The following is a 17864-nucleotide window of genomic DNA, read 5'->3' on the forward strand; positions in this document are numbered from 1 at the left end:
GCCTCAAATTACTTTTGAGACAGCCTCTTCTCAATAACAGCTGCTTATAAGAAAAAACGAGAGACGGTTTAGTAACCCTGGTTTTGCGGGAAAGCTGGTCCTTCCGTAACCCGGTCGATCTGTGACTGCGGTATCGGGCGCAGTTTATGAAAGTCCTGGATATTGGGCGACGCTTCGGGATTCCAGGCTTTCACCCTTCTTACCAGCGATTGCGTGCGCACCAGGTCGAGCCAGCGTTGCCATTCGCCAAAGTACTCACGGCTGCGCTCATCCAGTATAAAATCCAGCGTTACATCAGTGCTTGTAATGGTCACCGCAGCTACGGCCGCCGCATTCTGTGCAACCGTGTTGGTTTTGCGATAGGCCGCCCGCTGTCTTACCACATTCAGCATGGCCGCTGCATTGGTCAAATCGCCAGCCTTGAAAGCGGCTTCGGCTGCAACCAGGTATACATCAGAGAAGCGGTAGATCACTACAGGCCGGGTGCTCGGGTCGTTGAAATTCGATCCCCGGGTTGGGTCCATGAATTTCTTCACCACGGGGAAATAAGCGTTCGACCACATGCTGGGCGGAATAATGATGCCCTTGAAAGGCGTAGTGCCATTGAATTGCGGGGCGCCGGTGATCTCACGGTCGGGCACCCATATGGCGGTATCAACACCTACGGTCATAGAGTAACCAATGCCACGCGAGTTATTGGCAGCCGAAGCAGTGTTTGTTACAGCCGTATTGGAGATCCATACTGTTTGAAAGGTGTTGTCGTAGCGGGAATCGTTCAGCCGGTCGGCAAATGCCTGCTCGAGCAGGTAACGCTTGCCGCTGGTAGGGCCAACCGAGTTGTTGGGCCGGGTGCGGGTATAAGGACGTCCGTTGGCGGCATCGCGCACCATGAGGCTGGTGCCGTTGTTCACAAGCGCGCCCGAACTGTTCTTGTACGAGTTAACACCGCTGTTCGATGGATAGTTCCAGATATAGAACCAGGGCGTAAGGTTTTGCGCCGCGCCGCCAGAGGCAGCGCCGCCTACCGTATACTGGCCATATTTTGGATCATTGCTGTGGTCGCTTACGAACATGGTTTCCTTGCCATAATCATTCGCCATATTAAAAGCATCGCCATAATCCTGCCACAGGTCGAGGCCGTACGCTGCTTTATTGGCAATGATCGATTGACAAATAGTATAGGCCTGTTGAAAATCAGCCTGGTTGTTGTTTAGCCAGCCGCGGGTGAGATACGCTTTTGCCAGTAAATACTGCGCCACCGGTTTGCAGGCCGCTTTACCCAGAAAGGGTGCCGTGGGTTTATTGGGCAATTCGTTGGAGGCCTCGGTAAGATCTTTCAGGATCTGTTCATATACCTGCGCTACGGATTGACGTGAGTCGGCCTGCGATGCCGTGGTATTGAAAGTGGTATGCAACGGTACATCGCCAAAGGTTTGCACCAGGTAAAAATACCAGAAGCCGCGCAGGAATTTGGCCTGGGCCAGGTATTGCTTTCTCACTGAATCCACGAGGTCGATGGTTTGTCCGTATTGCAACACCCCGTTCAGGGTATTGATATCGGTGTAGGCGGTGCCCCAGGCGGCGCCGAAATTACTTCCGTTCAAACCATTATAGGTATACAATTGAATGCCGCTGGCAGAGGCGCCCGATAAATGTTCGTCGGTACCGGCTACCATTTCGGCACTGAAGCCTTCGGTGCCCCAGGCGCTTCGAATGTCGTTGTAAACACCCGCAATACCGCCCAGTACGCCGGAAGGACTATTAAAGAAGGAGGGAACCACGCCCGACTGCGGGTGTTCCTCCAGTATTTTATTACAGCTGTTGGTAAGCAGGGCGGCTGCGCTCAGGATCAATGCTCCGCTTATTATTTTTCGATAGTTCATATTCTAATTTTTTTTGGGTTAGAATTTCATGTTAACTCCAAGTGTGTACTGGCGAATAGGCGGATTGTTCAGGTTCACACTGATCTGCCTGGCAGGCGCGCTCACATCTGAAGAACCGGTGGGGTTTACCGCATTTCCATAGCCGTTGCCTTCAGGATCGATGCCTAAACCCGATCTTACAAAGGGAGAATAAATAATGAACGGATTGGTAGCATTGATGTAGAGCCGCACTGAGCTGATGGAATATTTTTTCAACAACGACGTGGGCAGTTCATAGCCCAGGTTTATACTGCGGCATTTGATGAACGACCCATCCTGGTAGGCCAGGGTAGAACCGAAATTCAACCGGTCGGTACCTGCATCAGGTGCCGGGAAATCGTTGGTAGGGTTGCCGCGCGTCCAGTAATTGGTCTTGATCTGGTTCACACGGCCCTGGTTGAAGAAGGGAAACCCATTGCCACCACCATCGGCGGTAAGATATGGCGCCAGTACCTTCATACCCATACGTGCTACGATCACGAAAGAAAGATCAAATCCTTTATAAGAGAAACGGTTGGTTAAACCGCCTTCCCAGTTAGGCTGGAAGTTACCGATGATCTGACGGTCGGTAGCATCGATCTTGCCATCGCCATTCACATCTTCAACGCGTATTTGTCCGGGATAGGCCTTGGGCGATGTCTGCGCTGTGGTCAATCCTTTAACAGAATCCTCCGTTTGCCAGATGCCCACTTTTTTATAATCATAGATCACGCTCAGTGGTTGTCCTACGAACCAGGCATTCCCCGTGTTCGATTTTTCAGCAGGCGTGGTGAGCATGGTGATCTTTTCCCGGTTGAAGAAGAAGTTCAGATCAGTGCTCCAGGTGAAACCGCCTTTTTCTTTCGAGATAAAATTCTGGCTGCTGAGACTTACTTCAATACCATGTCCTTCGGTTTTACCCAGGTTTTTCAGCGTTGAGTTGGCGCCGTTACTGATGGGCAGGTTTACCGTTAACAGGATGTCTTTGGTTTGTTGTTTATACCAGTCTACGCTACCGGAAATGCGGTTATTGAGCACCCCGAAATCAACACCCACGTTTACCTGTGAAGTAGATTGCCAGCCCAGGGCGGGCGCCGGCAGGGTGGTCACTGTATAAGCGAGTGCCTGTCCCTGTGCAGAAGTACCGTAGTTATAAGTAGAAGCGCTCAGCAATCCCAATGTGGCATAGGGCGCTACGTTGCGGTTACCCGATACGCCCCATCCGCCTCTTACTTTCAGGTTCGATACCTGGGGTATCGATTTCATGAATTCCTCTTCCATCACATTCCAACCCACACCAAAAGCAGGATAGGTAAAATACTGATGGCCGGGCGCCAGGGTAGAGGAGCCGTCTACACGCAGGGTAGCCGTTAACAGGTAACGGTTGTCGTAACCATAATTCAACCGGCCCATGTACGATACAAGCCCCGATTCAGTAAAATAGTTAGCGGCAGGATTCGTATTCGGATCAGCCACTACCGAACCGCTCGCCAGTGAAAAGTTGGTATAGTTGATATAGTCGGCCGGTACGCCCGTTACAGTAAAACGGTTGGCCAGCGTATGATCTTTGTTGATCTCATACAGGGCTGTGAAACCAATTCTATGTTTTTCTGCAACGGTTTTGTCGTAATACAACAGGTTTTGAATATTATACGACCAGGCCTCGGCATTGCTTAAGCTGGCATTCGAGGAAGATTGTACAACAGCGGTGTTCGTATAGGTAAGCGGCCCATTGTATCCATATCCGGCTTCCTGCCGGTAATCGAGGCCTATGTTCACCCGGTATTTTAAACCCGGCATGATCTGCACTTCACCATACACGCTGTTGAAAGTTCTTAAGCGCCTGGTTTTGCTCAGGATGGCATCTTTCCTGGTCTTGAGGGTAAGCGGGCTTATAATGGCGGCATCGATAGAACCGATAGCCGGGTTAAGATTTACCGTACCGTCTGCATTATAAGGCTCTGCCAGGGGTGTTAACCGAACCAACCCGCTGGGCACGCCGCCGCCGCCCGGTGTATTGATATAGCTCAAAGTGTTCATCGAGTTGATGCCCACTTTCACATATTTGCTGATGCGGTGATCGAGCGTAGTACGTATATTGTACCGTTCAAATTTCTGGTTGGGAATAATACCGGTTTCATTATAGTAACCCAGGCCCATTCCATATTGCGTGTTTTCGCTTCCACCCGAAATACCAATTTGGTGGTTGGTAGTAAATCCATTTTGATAAATGAGGCTTTGCCAGTCGGTTGAAACACCTTTTGCCAGGGCCGCCTGTTCAGCAGCGGTAAGCGCATACGAAGTGGTTCCGGGCGAAGTGCGGTTATACGTGGCCGCATCAGCTTTGAACTGTGCATATTCCGGTCCGTTGAACACGGTGTATTTTTTGGTGATCTGCGAAATACCATAGTACCCATCGTAACTGATCACGGCTTTTCCTGTTCTTCCGCGTTTGGTGGTGATCAAAATCACACCTCCTGCGCCCCGCGATCCGTAAATGGCGGTGGCAGAAGCGTCTTTCAGGATCTCGATACCGGAAATATTATCGGGATCGAGGTCATTGATACTTCCGCCAAAGGGAATACCGTCCAGTACCAGCAGGGGGCCATCGAGCGCATCGCTGCTTCCCTGTGAATTGGTTATCGTACGGTTACCACGAATGCGGATCGACCCGCCTGCACCGGGGGTTGACCCATTGCTTACGATCGATACGCCGGGCGTACGTCCCTTTAACTGGGCAATCAGGTTAGGCGCGGGTACTTCCTTCAATGTTTTTTCATTTACCGAAGCCACGGCGCCGGTCACATCTCTTTTCTTTTGTGTACCATAACCTACTACCACTACCTGGTCAAGGTCGATAGCTACGCTGTTCAAAGTAATGTTAAGCGTGGTTTGGTTGTTAACGGCTACCTCTTTTACCGGAAACCCCACCGATGTGACCACCAATGTGCCATCGGGTGGCGTGGTGATCTTGAATTCGCCATTCTTATCGGTAGCAGTACCTGCATTAAGGCCTTTGACTTCCACCGAAGCACCGGCAACAGGCTGGTGCTTTTCATCGGCGACACGGCCTTTTACCGTGATCATATTTTGCGCCATAGCGGGCGCAGCAAGCAAAACAGTCAGTAACAAAAGCAGCGCGCCTGCTTTTGCATTTTTGAAATGCAAGGCAGGGTGGAACCCCTTTTTGTTTTGGTTTTTTGAAATCGGGATTTTCATAACGTTTTTTTAATTGTTTTGAACAATCAATTCCGGATTGTTCCTTACGAAAGTGTTACAGTTTCTCGTGTAGCAGTTTGCTGTTTGATAGTAGATACAGTTTTTACATGTATTGTTGATTTTAAAGGTTACTAATGAATGGTTGCTTAACAGATCAATGATCGGTTCGGAAAGGTGAGGCCGGCAGGCCTTCCTTGTTATATAGATTCGGATTATCGGGATTGTCGGCCCAGGCATAACGCACATACAGTGGTGAAGCAATGGCTTCATTCCACACCTTTACTTTGTTGCCTTCGATTGTTGCTTTGGCCCACACAAATTTTTTATCGGCGCCTGCAATGGCAAACTCGCCCGGCGCTTCGCCATCGTTGGTGATCAGTCCGCCGCCGGTATTGGTGAATGATACTACTATTGTATCTCCGGTTACTTTGGCGCTTTCAAACAGTGGGCCGCTGGCTACGAGCATTGTTTCGCCATACGCTATTTTTTGTGCCAGCAATGCCAGGCGGTCGCCAACTTCTTTTTTATGGTCGGGATGAATGTCGTTCCACTCGCCCAGGTCAATGGTTACGGCCATACCGGTATTGCGCACCTTCAAGGCGTGCAACTGCGCTTCGCGGGTAGCGGCCCACTGGCTTTCGGCAGGCAGGTACTGTACATCGCTGAAATTGGGCAGTTGCACATACAGAAAAGGAAGTTCGCCTTCGCCCCATTTACTGCGCCAGTCTTTGATGAGTGCCGGTATCAGTTTCCCATATTCGGCTGGGTTGCCTGTATTGCTTTCGCCCTGGTACCACAATATTCCTTTTATGGTATACTTCGTTTCGGGGGCCAGCATGGCGTTGTACAATGCGGAAGGGCTGTTTTGCGCCGAAAAACCACTAAACCTGTTCATTTGTGCAGGAACAGCTACTTCGCCCACCTTGTACCACCAGGTGCCTTTAAGATCTATGGTGTCGTTCCCGGTGGTAATGCAATAAGGTTTATCGGGCACAAAGCCGCCCTTTCCTCCATTATTGGTAATACGCACCACCAGCAGGTTCTTCCCCGGCTTCAGGGCGCCTGCGGGCAACACATATCTTCGCTGGGGGTACATATAAGTGGTATTCCCCACCTGTTTTCCGTTCAGGTATACCACATCGGCATCTACAATGCGGCCCAGTACCAGCCTGGCGGGCATGCCGGTCATGGAAGCAGGGATCTCCACTTCCTTCCGGTACCACACGGCGCCATCGAGGTCCCGAACGCCCTGGTCTTCCCAGTAGCCGGGTACTGTTATCGGGCGCCAGTGTGTGGGCACATAGGTGGTATCGTACCATTGGGGAATAGCTGAAAATCCTTTATCTACCGGTTTTGAATAACTATTTGCGCTGGCGCCGCCATGCCGGTTAAAACTGCTGGTATAGGAACTGTCTTTGTTCTTTTGAATGGTGGCCGTAATGTTGGGAAAGGCTGCCAGCCCTTCTTCGCTCGTCCATGCCTGTATGGGTGAACCACCTACCGAGGCATTGATGAGGCCGATGGGAACATGGTATTTATCATAGATGGCTTTGGCAAAAAAATATGCGACGGCAGAAAAATCCCGTACATCCTGCGGGTTGGCGCTCTTCCACGAACCTGCCGGCAGGTCATCGTGGGGTTGTTGCAGATCGGTCATGGTAGGGATCCAGAAGTGACGGATCTGCGGGTTATTGGCGCTGGCAATTTCAGCTGCATACCGTTCGCTGTGCAATGCCATTTGGTGCACCATATTACTTTGCCCCGAACAGATCCAGACATCGCCCACCAGCACATCGTTCAGCCTGAGATGATTGCTGGCATCGATATCCATAGTGTACGGCCCTCCGGCTTTCATGGGCGGCAGCCATACCTGCCATTTGCCGTCGGCCGATGCTTTCGTTTTGTAAGTTTTGCCATTGAAGCGGATGCTCACCTTTTCACCGGGCGCCGACCAGCCCCAGCAGCGCACCCGGGCATCGCGTTGCAATACCATGCTGTCGCGGATCACGCGGGGTAAACGAACCTGGGCAGGAACGTCTATATAAACAAAAAAGGTAACAACGGCATATAATGCATATTTCGCCAGCAGCCTGGCGGGCAGGTATCGTTTTTCTCGTTTCATTTGGCAAAGCAGGCTGTAGTGGAACGCTACAACCCTCTCGTTTTTTCAGAATAAAAGTACCTGACTGCTTTTACTCACTAAGCGTACTTTGTTGCAAACAATAGCAATAATGTTCAAAAGGTGCTTTTTTTAAGGCCTTGAAAACCAGTTACCTGAACATTTTTGCTATAATTCAATAAATTTCTTCCATACCGGTGCCCGGAGCTTTATTATCTTTGGCGCCTTTATTTACCCGCTTAAAAGTTGTACCTTAAGATCATTGCGGAAAAGGTGACTGAGAGCACCTCCGGATAAATAAAGGCTGTTTTATTTCAAACGGGGAATGATGGCATTGGGTAGCACCAGGTTTCGGCCACTTATAATATTGTGTATATGTATTGCTTGCAGAACGCCCTATTCAATGGCGCAATCTGATCCCATTTATTTTACCTCCCTTACTTCCAGGAACGGACTATCATCAAATATCGTCAACGCCATTTTAAAAGATCGCTATGGATTGATCTGGATCGCCACCGAAGATGGGTTGAACCGCTTCGACGGCAACCGCTTTACCGTGTACCGGCATCACGATGACGATACCAACAGTTTACCCGGCAACGACATTACCTGTATTCATGAAGATAAGGCAGGCCGCTTGTGGGTGGGCGCCAACGGCGGATTTTTAAGCCTGTACGACCGTACAAGAGATGCGTTTATAAAAGTGAGTAGTTTCAAAGGCGGCGATACCCTGTCGGCCATTACTGTCAGATACATCTCCAGCGATCATACTGGCATGGTATGGGCGGGCTCGTACAACGGGTTGTACTATATTGACCCCGCAGCCAAAAAGATACTGGCGTTGCCGGCAGCGCTGGAACAAACGCACCAGTTCAATGGCCCCCTTGTGACCAGTATTTTTGAAGATAGTAAAAACCAGATATGGTTTGGCACAACCCGCAACCTTGTTTTGTATGACCCGGAGAAAAAACAGGTATACAATTATGCCCATGATGATGCCGACCCTGCCAGTCTGTGCGATAACAACATTAAAGTGATCACCGAAGACAAAAAAGGCCGGATCTGGATCGGTACTAATAATGGATTGAGCCTGGCTTTACCCAACGGACATTTTAAAAATTTCCTGCACCGGGATAATGATTCCCGGTCGCTCAGCAACAATCTTATTTATGCCATTGAACCCGATGCCAACGGACAGCTTTGGGTGGGCACCGAAGAAGGGCTGAATATCCTGGATAGCACCAACGAAAATTTTACGCGAATTTTGCCCAATAAATGGAATACATACAGTCTTGCCCGTAAATCGGTGCGCACCATTTACATTGACCCGCAGGGCATTTACTGGCTGGGCACTTACCAGGGCGGCATCAGCAAATACGACAGGAACCTGAACCTTTTTCAACTAAAGCAAAGCAATGCGTTTGATGATAACGGACTCAGCTCGCCCGTGGTCACCTCTTTTGCCGAAGGAAAGAACGGGGCGGTGTACATAGGTACCGATGGGGGCGGAGTGAACCTGTTCAACCCGAAAACCGGTTTGTTCTCGCATGTACCACTCGCCTGCAATACCAAAACGCCTTCCGGTTCCCTGCCTGTTCTTGCCTTGCATATGGACCGGGAAGGTCTTTTATGGATCGGCACCTATTCGAATGGGTTATTAAGCTATGCCCCTTCTGCTGGAAATTGCCGGTTGTTCAAACAGGGACCGGGCTCTATCAACAACAATGATATTTTTTGCATTACTGAGGATCATAACGGTAATTTATGGATCGGCACCAATGGCAGCGGCGTCAACCTCTACGATCGCAAAACCGGCGTTTTTCATGTATACAACAACCGCCGCGATGGTAGTAGATATATTCCGATTAACGGGTACATCAGGGCCATTACAGAAGACAGGAATGGTAATATATGGATCGCATCGCATGGGACCGGTATTGTGATGCTAAACCCCGTGACCAATAAAACACGGCTGTTTGACAAGATCAATAGCAATTTGCCGGTAAATACCGTGCTTACCCTTTTATGCGATGGCCGCAATAATATCTGGGTAGGCACCGCCGGAGGTGGACTGAGCCTGTTGAACAAAAAAGACAGCACTTTCACTTCCTATTCAGAGAAAGAAGGATTGCAAAACGCCAATGTATACAAGATCCTTGAAGACGAAAGCGGGCAGATCTGGGTGAGCACCAATGCAGGCATCAGCCAGTTCGACCCCGGCAGCAGCCATTTTACCAATTATACGCGCTATAACGGCGTTCAGAACAACAACTTTGTGCTGGGCTCAGGAGTAAGATCGCAAAGCGGCGAGTTGTACTTTGGCGGACTGGATGGTTTCAATTACTTCAATCCGCGCAGCTTTGTAAAGAACAGGAACGTACCTGCTGTAATGCTTACTGATCTGCGGGTAGCCAACCAGTCGGTAGTTCCCTCGGCCAATGGCCCGCTCAGGGAACAGATCTCCATTGCCCGCGAGATCAGTCTGGATTACAAACAAAATTTTTCGCTGAGTTACGGCGCCATCGATTATACATCGCCCGAACAAAATAATTACTCGTACAAGCTGGAAGGATTTGATAAGGACTGGAACTATGTAGGGCATGGCAAAACGGCTTCCTATACCAATATCGACCCCGGTGATTATGTATTTCATGTGCGGGTACGCAACAGCGATGGTGTATGGAATAACAAGGGCGCTTCAATTGTGATACACATTACACCACCTTTCTGGCGCACGAAATATGCGTATTTTTTCTATGTGGTATTCTTTATCGGCGTGTTCCTGTTTTACCGGTACAAGACTTTGCAGAAATTGCGGAGGAAGTTCGAGGCCGAGCAGGAAAAGCGGCGGGTAGAACAGTTGATGGAACAGCAGAAAAAAGAAGTGGAAGTAGCCCGCGAGCTCGACCAGTTGAAAATAAAATTCCTTACCAATTTAAGTCATGAGTTCCGCACGCCCATATCGCTTATCATGGGTCCGGTAGATAACCTGCTGAACCATATTCACGATAAGGGACCGTTGGGCCAGCTGCAAATGATCAGGCGCAATGCCCGTCGGCTGTTAAACCTGGTAAACCAGTTGCTCGATTTCAGGAAAATGGAGGAGAATGAGCTCACGTTGCATGCTTCGGAAGGTGAGGTGATCGGCTTTATGAAAGAAGTGTTTGATTCGTTCATTGATTTGTCGGAAAGAAAACGCATCCATTATACATTCAACAGTGATATTAAGACGCTGTTCACCCATTTTGACCATGACAAACTGGAGCGCATCCTGTTCAATTTGTTGTCAAATGCCTTCAAGTTCACGCCTGTTAATGGCTCCATAAGTATGGAGGTAAAGCGGGCTGAAGCCACCTCCGATGCGGCTAACACCTGGCTCGGCATCCGGGTATCGGATACGGGGATTGGTATTCCCGATGAACAGCGGCAAAAGATCTTCGAGCGCTTTTTCCAGATCAATTCCACCTCAATATTGAACCAGGGAAGCGGTATTGGCTTATCGATCACCAATGAGTTTGTAAAGATGCAGGGCGGAACGATCGATGTGAACAGCACGCCCGGAACGGGCACTGAATTCGTAGTACAGTTGCCTTTCTGCAATGCCCGGGCGCAAGAGCCCATCGCCACGCCTGCCGCTATTGAAAAGGAACCGGTTGTTGAAGAACCGGCGCCGCTCAATGGCACGAACGGGCATGGTGGCGACATCACGCTGCCCGCTATTTTGCTGGTAGAAGATGATGACGATTTCAGGTTTTACCTGAAGGATAATCTGAAGCACTATTATACCGTGATAGAAGCCGCTAACGGCAAGGAAGGCTGGCAGAAAGCACTCGCGAACCATCCACTGTTGGTGGTGAGCGATATCAATATGCCGATGATGGATGGCATACAACTCATCAATAAAATAAAGCACGACAAACGCACCAGTCATATTCCCGTGATATTGCTCACGGCGCTTACGGGGGAAGAAGAGCAGTTAAAAGGCCTGGCCACAGGGGCGAACGATTACATGACCAAGCCCTTTAATTTCCAGATATTGAACTCGAAGATCAGGAACCTGCTGGTGCTGAACCATTCGCTCAAGACCACGTACAGCAAACAGATCCAGGTGAACGTACCACAGCGCGAGATGGAGTCGCCCGATGCGGTGCTGATGAAAGAGATACGGTTGTACATTGAAGAACATCTTATCGATCCGCGGTTATCGGTTGATCATTTAAGCAAGCACCTGAACATGAGCCGCAGCTCGCTGTACAGCAAAATGCTGCACCTTACCGGTCAAACCCCCATTGAATACATCCGTGCAATAAAGCTCGACAAAGCGGCCATTTTACTGGAAAAAAACAATTTCAATATAGCCCAGGTCGCCTATGCTGCCGGGTTTGCCACGCCCAATTATTTCGCCAGAGCGTTCAAAGCGAAGTTTAACATGTCGCCGTCGGACTATGCGAATAAGAAGAGGAAGGGGTAGGGGCTACTGACTTAGCGGGCGACCGAAGCTATTTCAAACTTAGCTTCACAATCAGATCCGTTTTGTTTTCTTTATTGGCGATTACCAAAACTGGTATTAAACAAACTAAAACCGTCGTGATGTCTTGAAGTTACCACCATGTACCTGCATCCAGCCTGCTTTGCAATAGCTACCCAATTTTTCCCCCGGGAATTTTGAAACAGTGAAAGAGTCTTTTAGTTTTCCATATTCACTCGTGTCCATCCTTTTGTAGAACATAGCCCATTCGCCCTGGCCTAAAACGGAGTACAATCCAAAGTGAATGAACAATCCAAACTTGGAATCTTTCTACCATTGCATGTCATTTTCCGAAAGCAACAGTGAGGAATCTACTACTACCTGGGTGTGCCCATTCGACCGCTGGAATGCCCCCATGCGCATCAAATGTTGCTTTAAATGGTAATAAATGTTGCAGTGACCTTTGCCTGCCCCACCTGGATGTTATTTGGCACTTTACTTGTGTCTGCTACACTTTTATAATCCTCTTACCATACTATGAAACAATTCTCCTTAACAAGTTTGTTGCTTTGCCTGTATATCGCACTCAATGCTCAGAATGTGCAGGTTAGCGTGAAGATCTTCAATAACAGAAAAGCGGTTTCTCCGTATATCTATGGCCGAAACAATTCTATTACAGACTTTGTAGGAAATCCTGTTTCAGCAAGTAACTGGCAGCTGTATAAAGATGCAGGTCTTAATTTCTTCCGGGAAAATGGCGGCAACAACCTTACCAAACACAATTGGAGGCTAAATATCAGCAGTCACCCCGACTGGTATAATAATGTATATACTTCCAATTGGGATTATGCCGCACAAACCCTTCTTCAGAATATTCCAGCTGCCCAGGGTATGTGGGGGTTTCAACTGGTTGGCAAGGCTGCCAGCACAAATGCCAACAATTTCAATGATTGGGCCTATAATAATTCACAATGGTGGTCGGGCGTAAATCAAAACCTTGCAGGAGGCGGTGTTATCAATACCGCGGGCGGCAGCCAGGCCCTGGTGAATGGAGATCCCAGCCTGTACCTGCAGAACTGGAACGAAGATTCTACCACTGGTATCCTGAACCATTGGTTTGGCAATGGTGGTTTGGGCCTTGATTCTACAAAGATCAGGTACTGGAATATGGATAATGAACCGGAAATTTGGTCGGGCACGCACGACGATATAATGCCCGTACAACCCAGTGCAGAAGCATTCATGCAATCTTATTTTGCAGTAGCCAAAAAAGCAAGGGCGCTTTTCCCCGGCATCAAGTTAACAGGACCGGTAAGCCCGAATGAATGGCAATGGTTTAACTGGGGCGCTGCACCGGTTACCGGCTCCGACGGCAAACGGTATCCCTGGCTGCAGTATTTTATTAAACGGGTGGCCGAAGAAGAACAAAGCACGGGCATCAGGTTGTTAGATGTTATCGATCTTCATTTCTATCCTTCAAGCACCTCACCTTCGGATGTAGTTCAATATCACCGGGTGTTTTTTGACAGTACGTATATTTACCCTGAGGCCAACGGCGTACATGTGGTGAATGGCGGATGGGATAACACCATACAGATAGAAAATGTTTTTGGCAGATGCCAGAAATGGCTGAACCAATATATGGGACCTAATAACGGTGTCACTTTTGCGGTATCTGAAACCGCTACGCAGCTTCAAAATAATCCAAATGCCGTAGCCGTTTGGTATGCGTCCATGTTGGGCGAGTTCATGAACCATGGTGTAGAATACTTCACTCCCTGGAATTGGGAAACAGGCATGTGGGAAACCCTGCACCTGTTTAGCCGGTATAACAAAACTAACAGTGTGAAGGCTACTTCCAGCGATGAAACGAATGTATCTGCCTATACAACCGTTAATAACAATAATGATTCAGTAACAATAGCACTGGTGAACAGATCTCAAAGCCTGTCAAAGACAGTTGTCATAAACTTTTCCGATTTCCTTGCTGCAAACCAGGCAGCAAAAACATTAACGCTTAGTAACCTGCCGGTTGGCACAGAAACCTTTTTATCGCATAGCAGCAATGCCCTGCAAACTGCAACCATTTCGCCGCAAAACAATACGTTGCAGGTTACACTGGCGCCCATGTCAATTACTTCTGTGATAGTTACTGGCGCTGCAGCTATACTTCCTCAAAACCTGCTCTCTTTCACCGCATCGAAGGGCGATAATAAAGTGATTTTGAATTTTACAACCACCAACCAATTGAACCTTGCTTCATTTGATGTGGAAAGAAGCGCCGATGGTTCGTCCTTTACTACAATTGGTACGGTAACAGGTGAAGGCGCCAATGGCCAGTATGCGTTCATTGATGCACAACCGCTGCCATCCATAAATTATTACAGGCTTAAACTGATTGACCATACCGGTGGTTATTCGTATAGCAAAATTTTACCGGTGCGCTACGATAAAAATGCTGCTATTACCGTTTTCCCCAACCCGGCTAAAGAGGTGCTAACTGTTCAGTTGCATTTGCCGGCTGGTGCCATATCGCTTCAGATAATTGACGGAATGGGACGCATGATGAAAACGATGTTGTTGCAATCATCGGGTAGCACTTTATCAACAACAATAGATCTCAGTGGGCTTGCTGCAGGGCAGTATTATATTCATGCAGGCAGTGAGATCATAAGTTTTGTAATACAAAAATAAGAAAGGCTGGAATGATCAGGTCTGCAACATTTTTTGCCATGATCTGCAACATTTGAGGCCCTGTTTCAAAAAGCATCAGGGTAGATTTACAGCATTCAATAAACTTAAAGATTGCTTTTATGAAAAAACTTCTATTACCGCCAGCCCTGGCGGGTGTTTTCCTATGTAAAGTATGCTCACATTCCAGGCAAAAGATATTTGCCGTGGCTTTTTCGCTGATTCTTTTTTGCTTTTCACAAACAAAACTAAGTGCGCAAACCTATGGGAATGTAGCCTTTGGAGGAGGTGGTTTTATAACAGGGATCATAGGTCATAAAACATCAGGCGATGTTTACTGTCGCACAGATGTTGGAGGCGCTTACCGTTGGGATGCCGCCAATTCAAAATGGATTCCTTTGCTCGATTGGAATTCTGAGGATGAAACAACCTACCAGGGAGTGGAAGCGCTGGCGCTGGATCCTCAGAACGCAAATAATCTATATTTATTTGCCGGGACTGATTACTTTAATAGTGGAAAAACAGCAATTTTAAAATCCACAGATAAGGGAAATACATTTACTATAATAGATGTAACTTCAAAATTTAAGACTCACGGAAATGCTTTGGGAAGGGGTAATGGCGAACGTCTGGCTGTGGATCCTAATAACGGCAACGTCCTTTTTTGTGGAACAAGAGCCAACGGATTATGGAAGAGTACAGATGCCGGCCTTACCTGGAACCTGGCCTGGAATGGAGTAACAACTACAACTAATGGGAACGGGATCTGCTTTGTATTGTTTGATCCTTCCAGTGTTTCGGGAGGAGTTACCCAAACTATCTATATAGGAGTTTCCCGCACGGGAGCCGGTAACATATACAAAAGTACGGACGGTGGCAGCACTTTCACTGCAATTCAGCCTGATAATTCATTTATGCCCCACAGGGCTGTTTTATCTTCCGATAATTCTACTTTATATGTATCCATGGCGAATAGTGAAGGTCCATCGAACGGTACCAGCGGAAGAGTTTACAAATTGGCTACTGCTACCGGAACCTGGACCAACATTACTCCCAATGGGAATAATTTCCCTTATGGAGGAGTGAGTGTTGATCCGGCAAATAAAAACAGGGTTATTGTTTCGACGGTTAACGTCTGGAGTAACAACCAGTTTGGCGACACATGGGCGGATTTTATTTACTTATCTACCGACGGAGGAAGTACCTGGACCTCAAAGTTGACGCCCACAAGCACCCTGAACACGAATGGCATTGGCTGGATCGCTCCCTATGGGATACATTGGGCAGATTGCATTGACTTTGATCCGTCAAATACGGCAAAAGTAAGGGTTATGTCGGGGAATGGACTTTTTACCTGCGATGATGTCAATGCATCCACCACCTCCTGGAAATTTGATGTAAAAGGACTGGAAGAAACGGTACCCCTTGACGCTATAAGCATTTCCGGTGGTCCTCTAATTATAGGAGTAGGAGACCAACACGGAGCGGTGTATTCTGATATTTATGCCTATCCGGCTCAGATAATTAACCCCTCTCCCAATGCAATCAGTGGCGTAGCCTATGCCGCGAACAACACGAGTAAAGTGGTAATGGTTACAGATAATAAAATAAATTACTCTACCGATCAGGGAGCAACCTTTCCAACATCGGCTACTGTAAATGGTACCTATGGGAAAGTCGCATTGTCGGCAGATGGAAATACAACGCTTCATTGTCCCGGCGGCTCAAGTACCACGTATTATTCAACAAATAATGGCACAACATGGACAAGCACAGGAGTTACTAATGTGCAGGATGCTTGTCCAATAGCAGACTACGTTAATACCAATAAATTCTACATTTATAATCCTGGTACAGGGCAACTTTTAGTCAGTACCAATAAAGGTGTAAGTTTTACCGCTTCATCATCCAATCCCGGTTCAGGTGGTTCAATTCGGGCAAGGGCCGTTCCCGGTAACGAAGGACATGTATGGGTAGCGCTGCCGAATGGATTAACATATACTACAAATAATGGAACTTCATGGACAACTGTTGCCAATGTTACTTATTGCAAAGCTGTTGGATTTGGTAAAGCTGCAACGGGCGCTACTTATCCCGCTATCTATATTTGGGGAACTGTTAGCGGAGTTAAAGGGATGTTCCGTTCTACAGACCAGGGCGCTTCCTGGACACGAATAAATGACGATGCCCATGAGTGGGGAGGTGTGGGGAACGGTAATTTTGTAATGGGCGATATGAACGTATATGGCCGGGCATATATGGGTACAGTAGGACGAGGTCTGGTTGTTATCGAATCAGGAGGTTGTACGCCTACTGCCATCACCCCGTACGTACAGCTTAATGGCGGAAGCTGGCAGCAGACAGCCAGTGGTACTTTAGCTTCAGGTGGCAGCGTGCTGTTCGGCCCTCAGCCGGTAACGGGCGGATCGTGGAGCTGGACCGGTCCGAATAATTTTAGTGCTACTACACGTGAAGCAGGCATTTCAAATATCCAGGTGAGCCAGGCAGGAAATTACGTGGCCACCTATACCAATAGCAGCGGATGCCAAAGCACGCAGACCTTTAACCTCACCGTTACGGGCTCAATACTTAGAGAATACTGGACAGGGATCAGCGGAACTGCTATCAGCAACCTCACCTCCAATGCCAATTATCCAAACAATCCTACGGGTAGCGGGCAGCTCACCAGTCTGGAGGGACCCACAAACTGGGCCGATAACTACGGCGCCAGGATCCGTGGATATATCCATCCTACAGCAACAGGAAGCTACACCTTCTGGGTGGCCGGAGACGACAACACGGAGTTATACCTGAGCACCAGCGCTGACCCGGCCAATGCATCAAGGATAGCTTACGTGAGTGGATGGACGAATTCCAGGGAATGGACTAAGTACAGCACCCAACAGTCTGCTACCATTAACCTGGTGGCCGGTCAGAAATACTACGTTGAAGTGCTACACAAAGAAGGTAGTGGTGGAGATAATGTAGCAGTGGCCTGGCAGGGTCCCGGCATTACACAACAGGTGATCGCCGGAAACTATCTCTCTCCGTTCATTCCCGGTTCTTCAGGCGCCAGAATAGCATCGCAGGTGAACATAATTAATGAGGATGCTGTTAGCCTGTATCCGAACCCGGCCAGTGGCGGACGGTTTACGATCCTTCTTCCGGAAGCTACTGAAAATGCGGTCGTAAGTATTTATGATAACCAGGGCAGAATGGTTTACAAAAAGAATGCTCAGGGCGGTAACAGGATACAGATCAATTCGCGGCTCAGCACAGGGCTTTACATCGTTAAAATAAATTCGAAAGCACGTAGTTTCACTAGGAAGCTCATCGTTAAATAACAAATTTTCTCACAATTATAGGGAATGCTTCGCCGGAAGCATTCCCTTTTTTTATGGCCGTTCGGATCTGCAACATATTTTGCCATGATCTGCAACATTTGAGGCCCATGTTTCAAAGATCA

7 protein-coding genes and 1 pseudogene are annotated in these 17864 nt (G+C 48.2%); 3 read left to right on the plus strand and 5 right to left on the minus strand.

Annotated features, from left to right (window positions below; all coding sequences use genetic code 11):
• Positions 1-68 precede the first annotated feature (68 nt).
• From A3860_RS14180 to A3860_RS14190, 3 genes are all read right to left on the minus strand, one after another.
• Entirely contained in the window at positions 69-1883 is a 1815-nt protein-coding gene (locus A3860_RS14180) for a RagB/SusD family nutrient uptake outer membrane protein (protein WP_081147375.1), read from the minus strand.
• Between the two features lie 18 nt (positions 1884-1901).
• Positions 1902-5120, minus strand: coding sequence for a SusC/RagA family TonB-linked outer membrane protein (locus A3860_RS14185; protein WP_081147376.1), 3219 nt, complete (start codon positions 5118-5120; stop codon positions 1902-1904).
• A 154-nt stretch (positions 5121-5274) separates the two neighbouring features.
• The gene (locus tag A3860_RS14190) at positions 5275-7242 is read right to left on the minus strand and encodes a sialate O-acetylesterase (RefSeq protein WP_081147377.1); all 1968 of its coding nucleotides are present in this window, start codon (positions 7240-7242) and stop codon (positions 5275-5277) included.
• Positions 7243-7642: 400 nt separating this feature from the next.
• On the opposite strand from A3860_RS14190, the gene A3860_RS14195 reads away from it, so the two are divergent.
• Positions 7643-11710, plus strand: coding sequence for a hybrid sensor histidine kinase/response regulator transcription factor (locus tag A3860_RS14195; protein ID WP_158085247.1), 4068 nt, complete (start codon positions 7643-7645; stop codon positions 11708-11710).
• 71 nt (positions 11711-11781) lie between these two features.
• On the opposite strand, the gene A3860_RS42440 is transcribed toward A3860_RS14195, so the two are convergent.
• Together A3860_RS42440 and A3860_RS42445 are read right to left on the minus strand one after the other, a co-directional pair.
• Positions 11782-11913, minus strand: coding sequence for an alpha-L-fucosidase (locus A3860_RS42440; protein ID WP_143774114.1), 132 nt, complete (start codon positions 11911-11913; stop codon positions 11782-11784).
• Positions 11882-12025: pseudogene (locus A3860_RS42445) on the minus strand (alpha-L-fucosidase); the annotation flags it as partial. The pseudogene A3860_RS42445 and the gene A3860_RS42440, both read right to left, overlap by 32 nt.
• Before the next feature lie 219 nt (positions 12026-12244).
• Here A3860_RS42445 and A3860_RS14210 point away from each other — a divergent pair.
• Both A3860_RS14210 and A3860_RS14215 read left to right on the plus strand, forming a co-directional pair.
• Positions 12245-14401, plus strand: a complete 2157-nt coding sequence (locus A3860_RS14210) for a glycoside hydrolase family 44 protein (RefSeq protein WP_081147380.1) — start codon at positions 12245-12247, stop codon at positions 14399-14401.
• Between the two features lie 119 nt (positions 14402-14520).
• Positions 14521-17742, plus strand: coding sequence for a T9SS type A sorting domain-containing protein (locus A3860_RS14215; protein WP_081147381.1), 3222 nt, complete (start codon positions 14521-14523; stop codon positions 17740-17742).
• Positions 17743-17864 lie beyond the last annotated feature (122 nt).

Origin of the sequence: Niastella vici, from assembly GCF_002077945.1 — a bacterium.
GTDB classification, from domain to species: domain Bacteria; phylum Bacteroidota; class Bacteroidia; order Chitinophagales; family Chitinophagaceae; genus Niastella; species Niastella vici.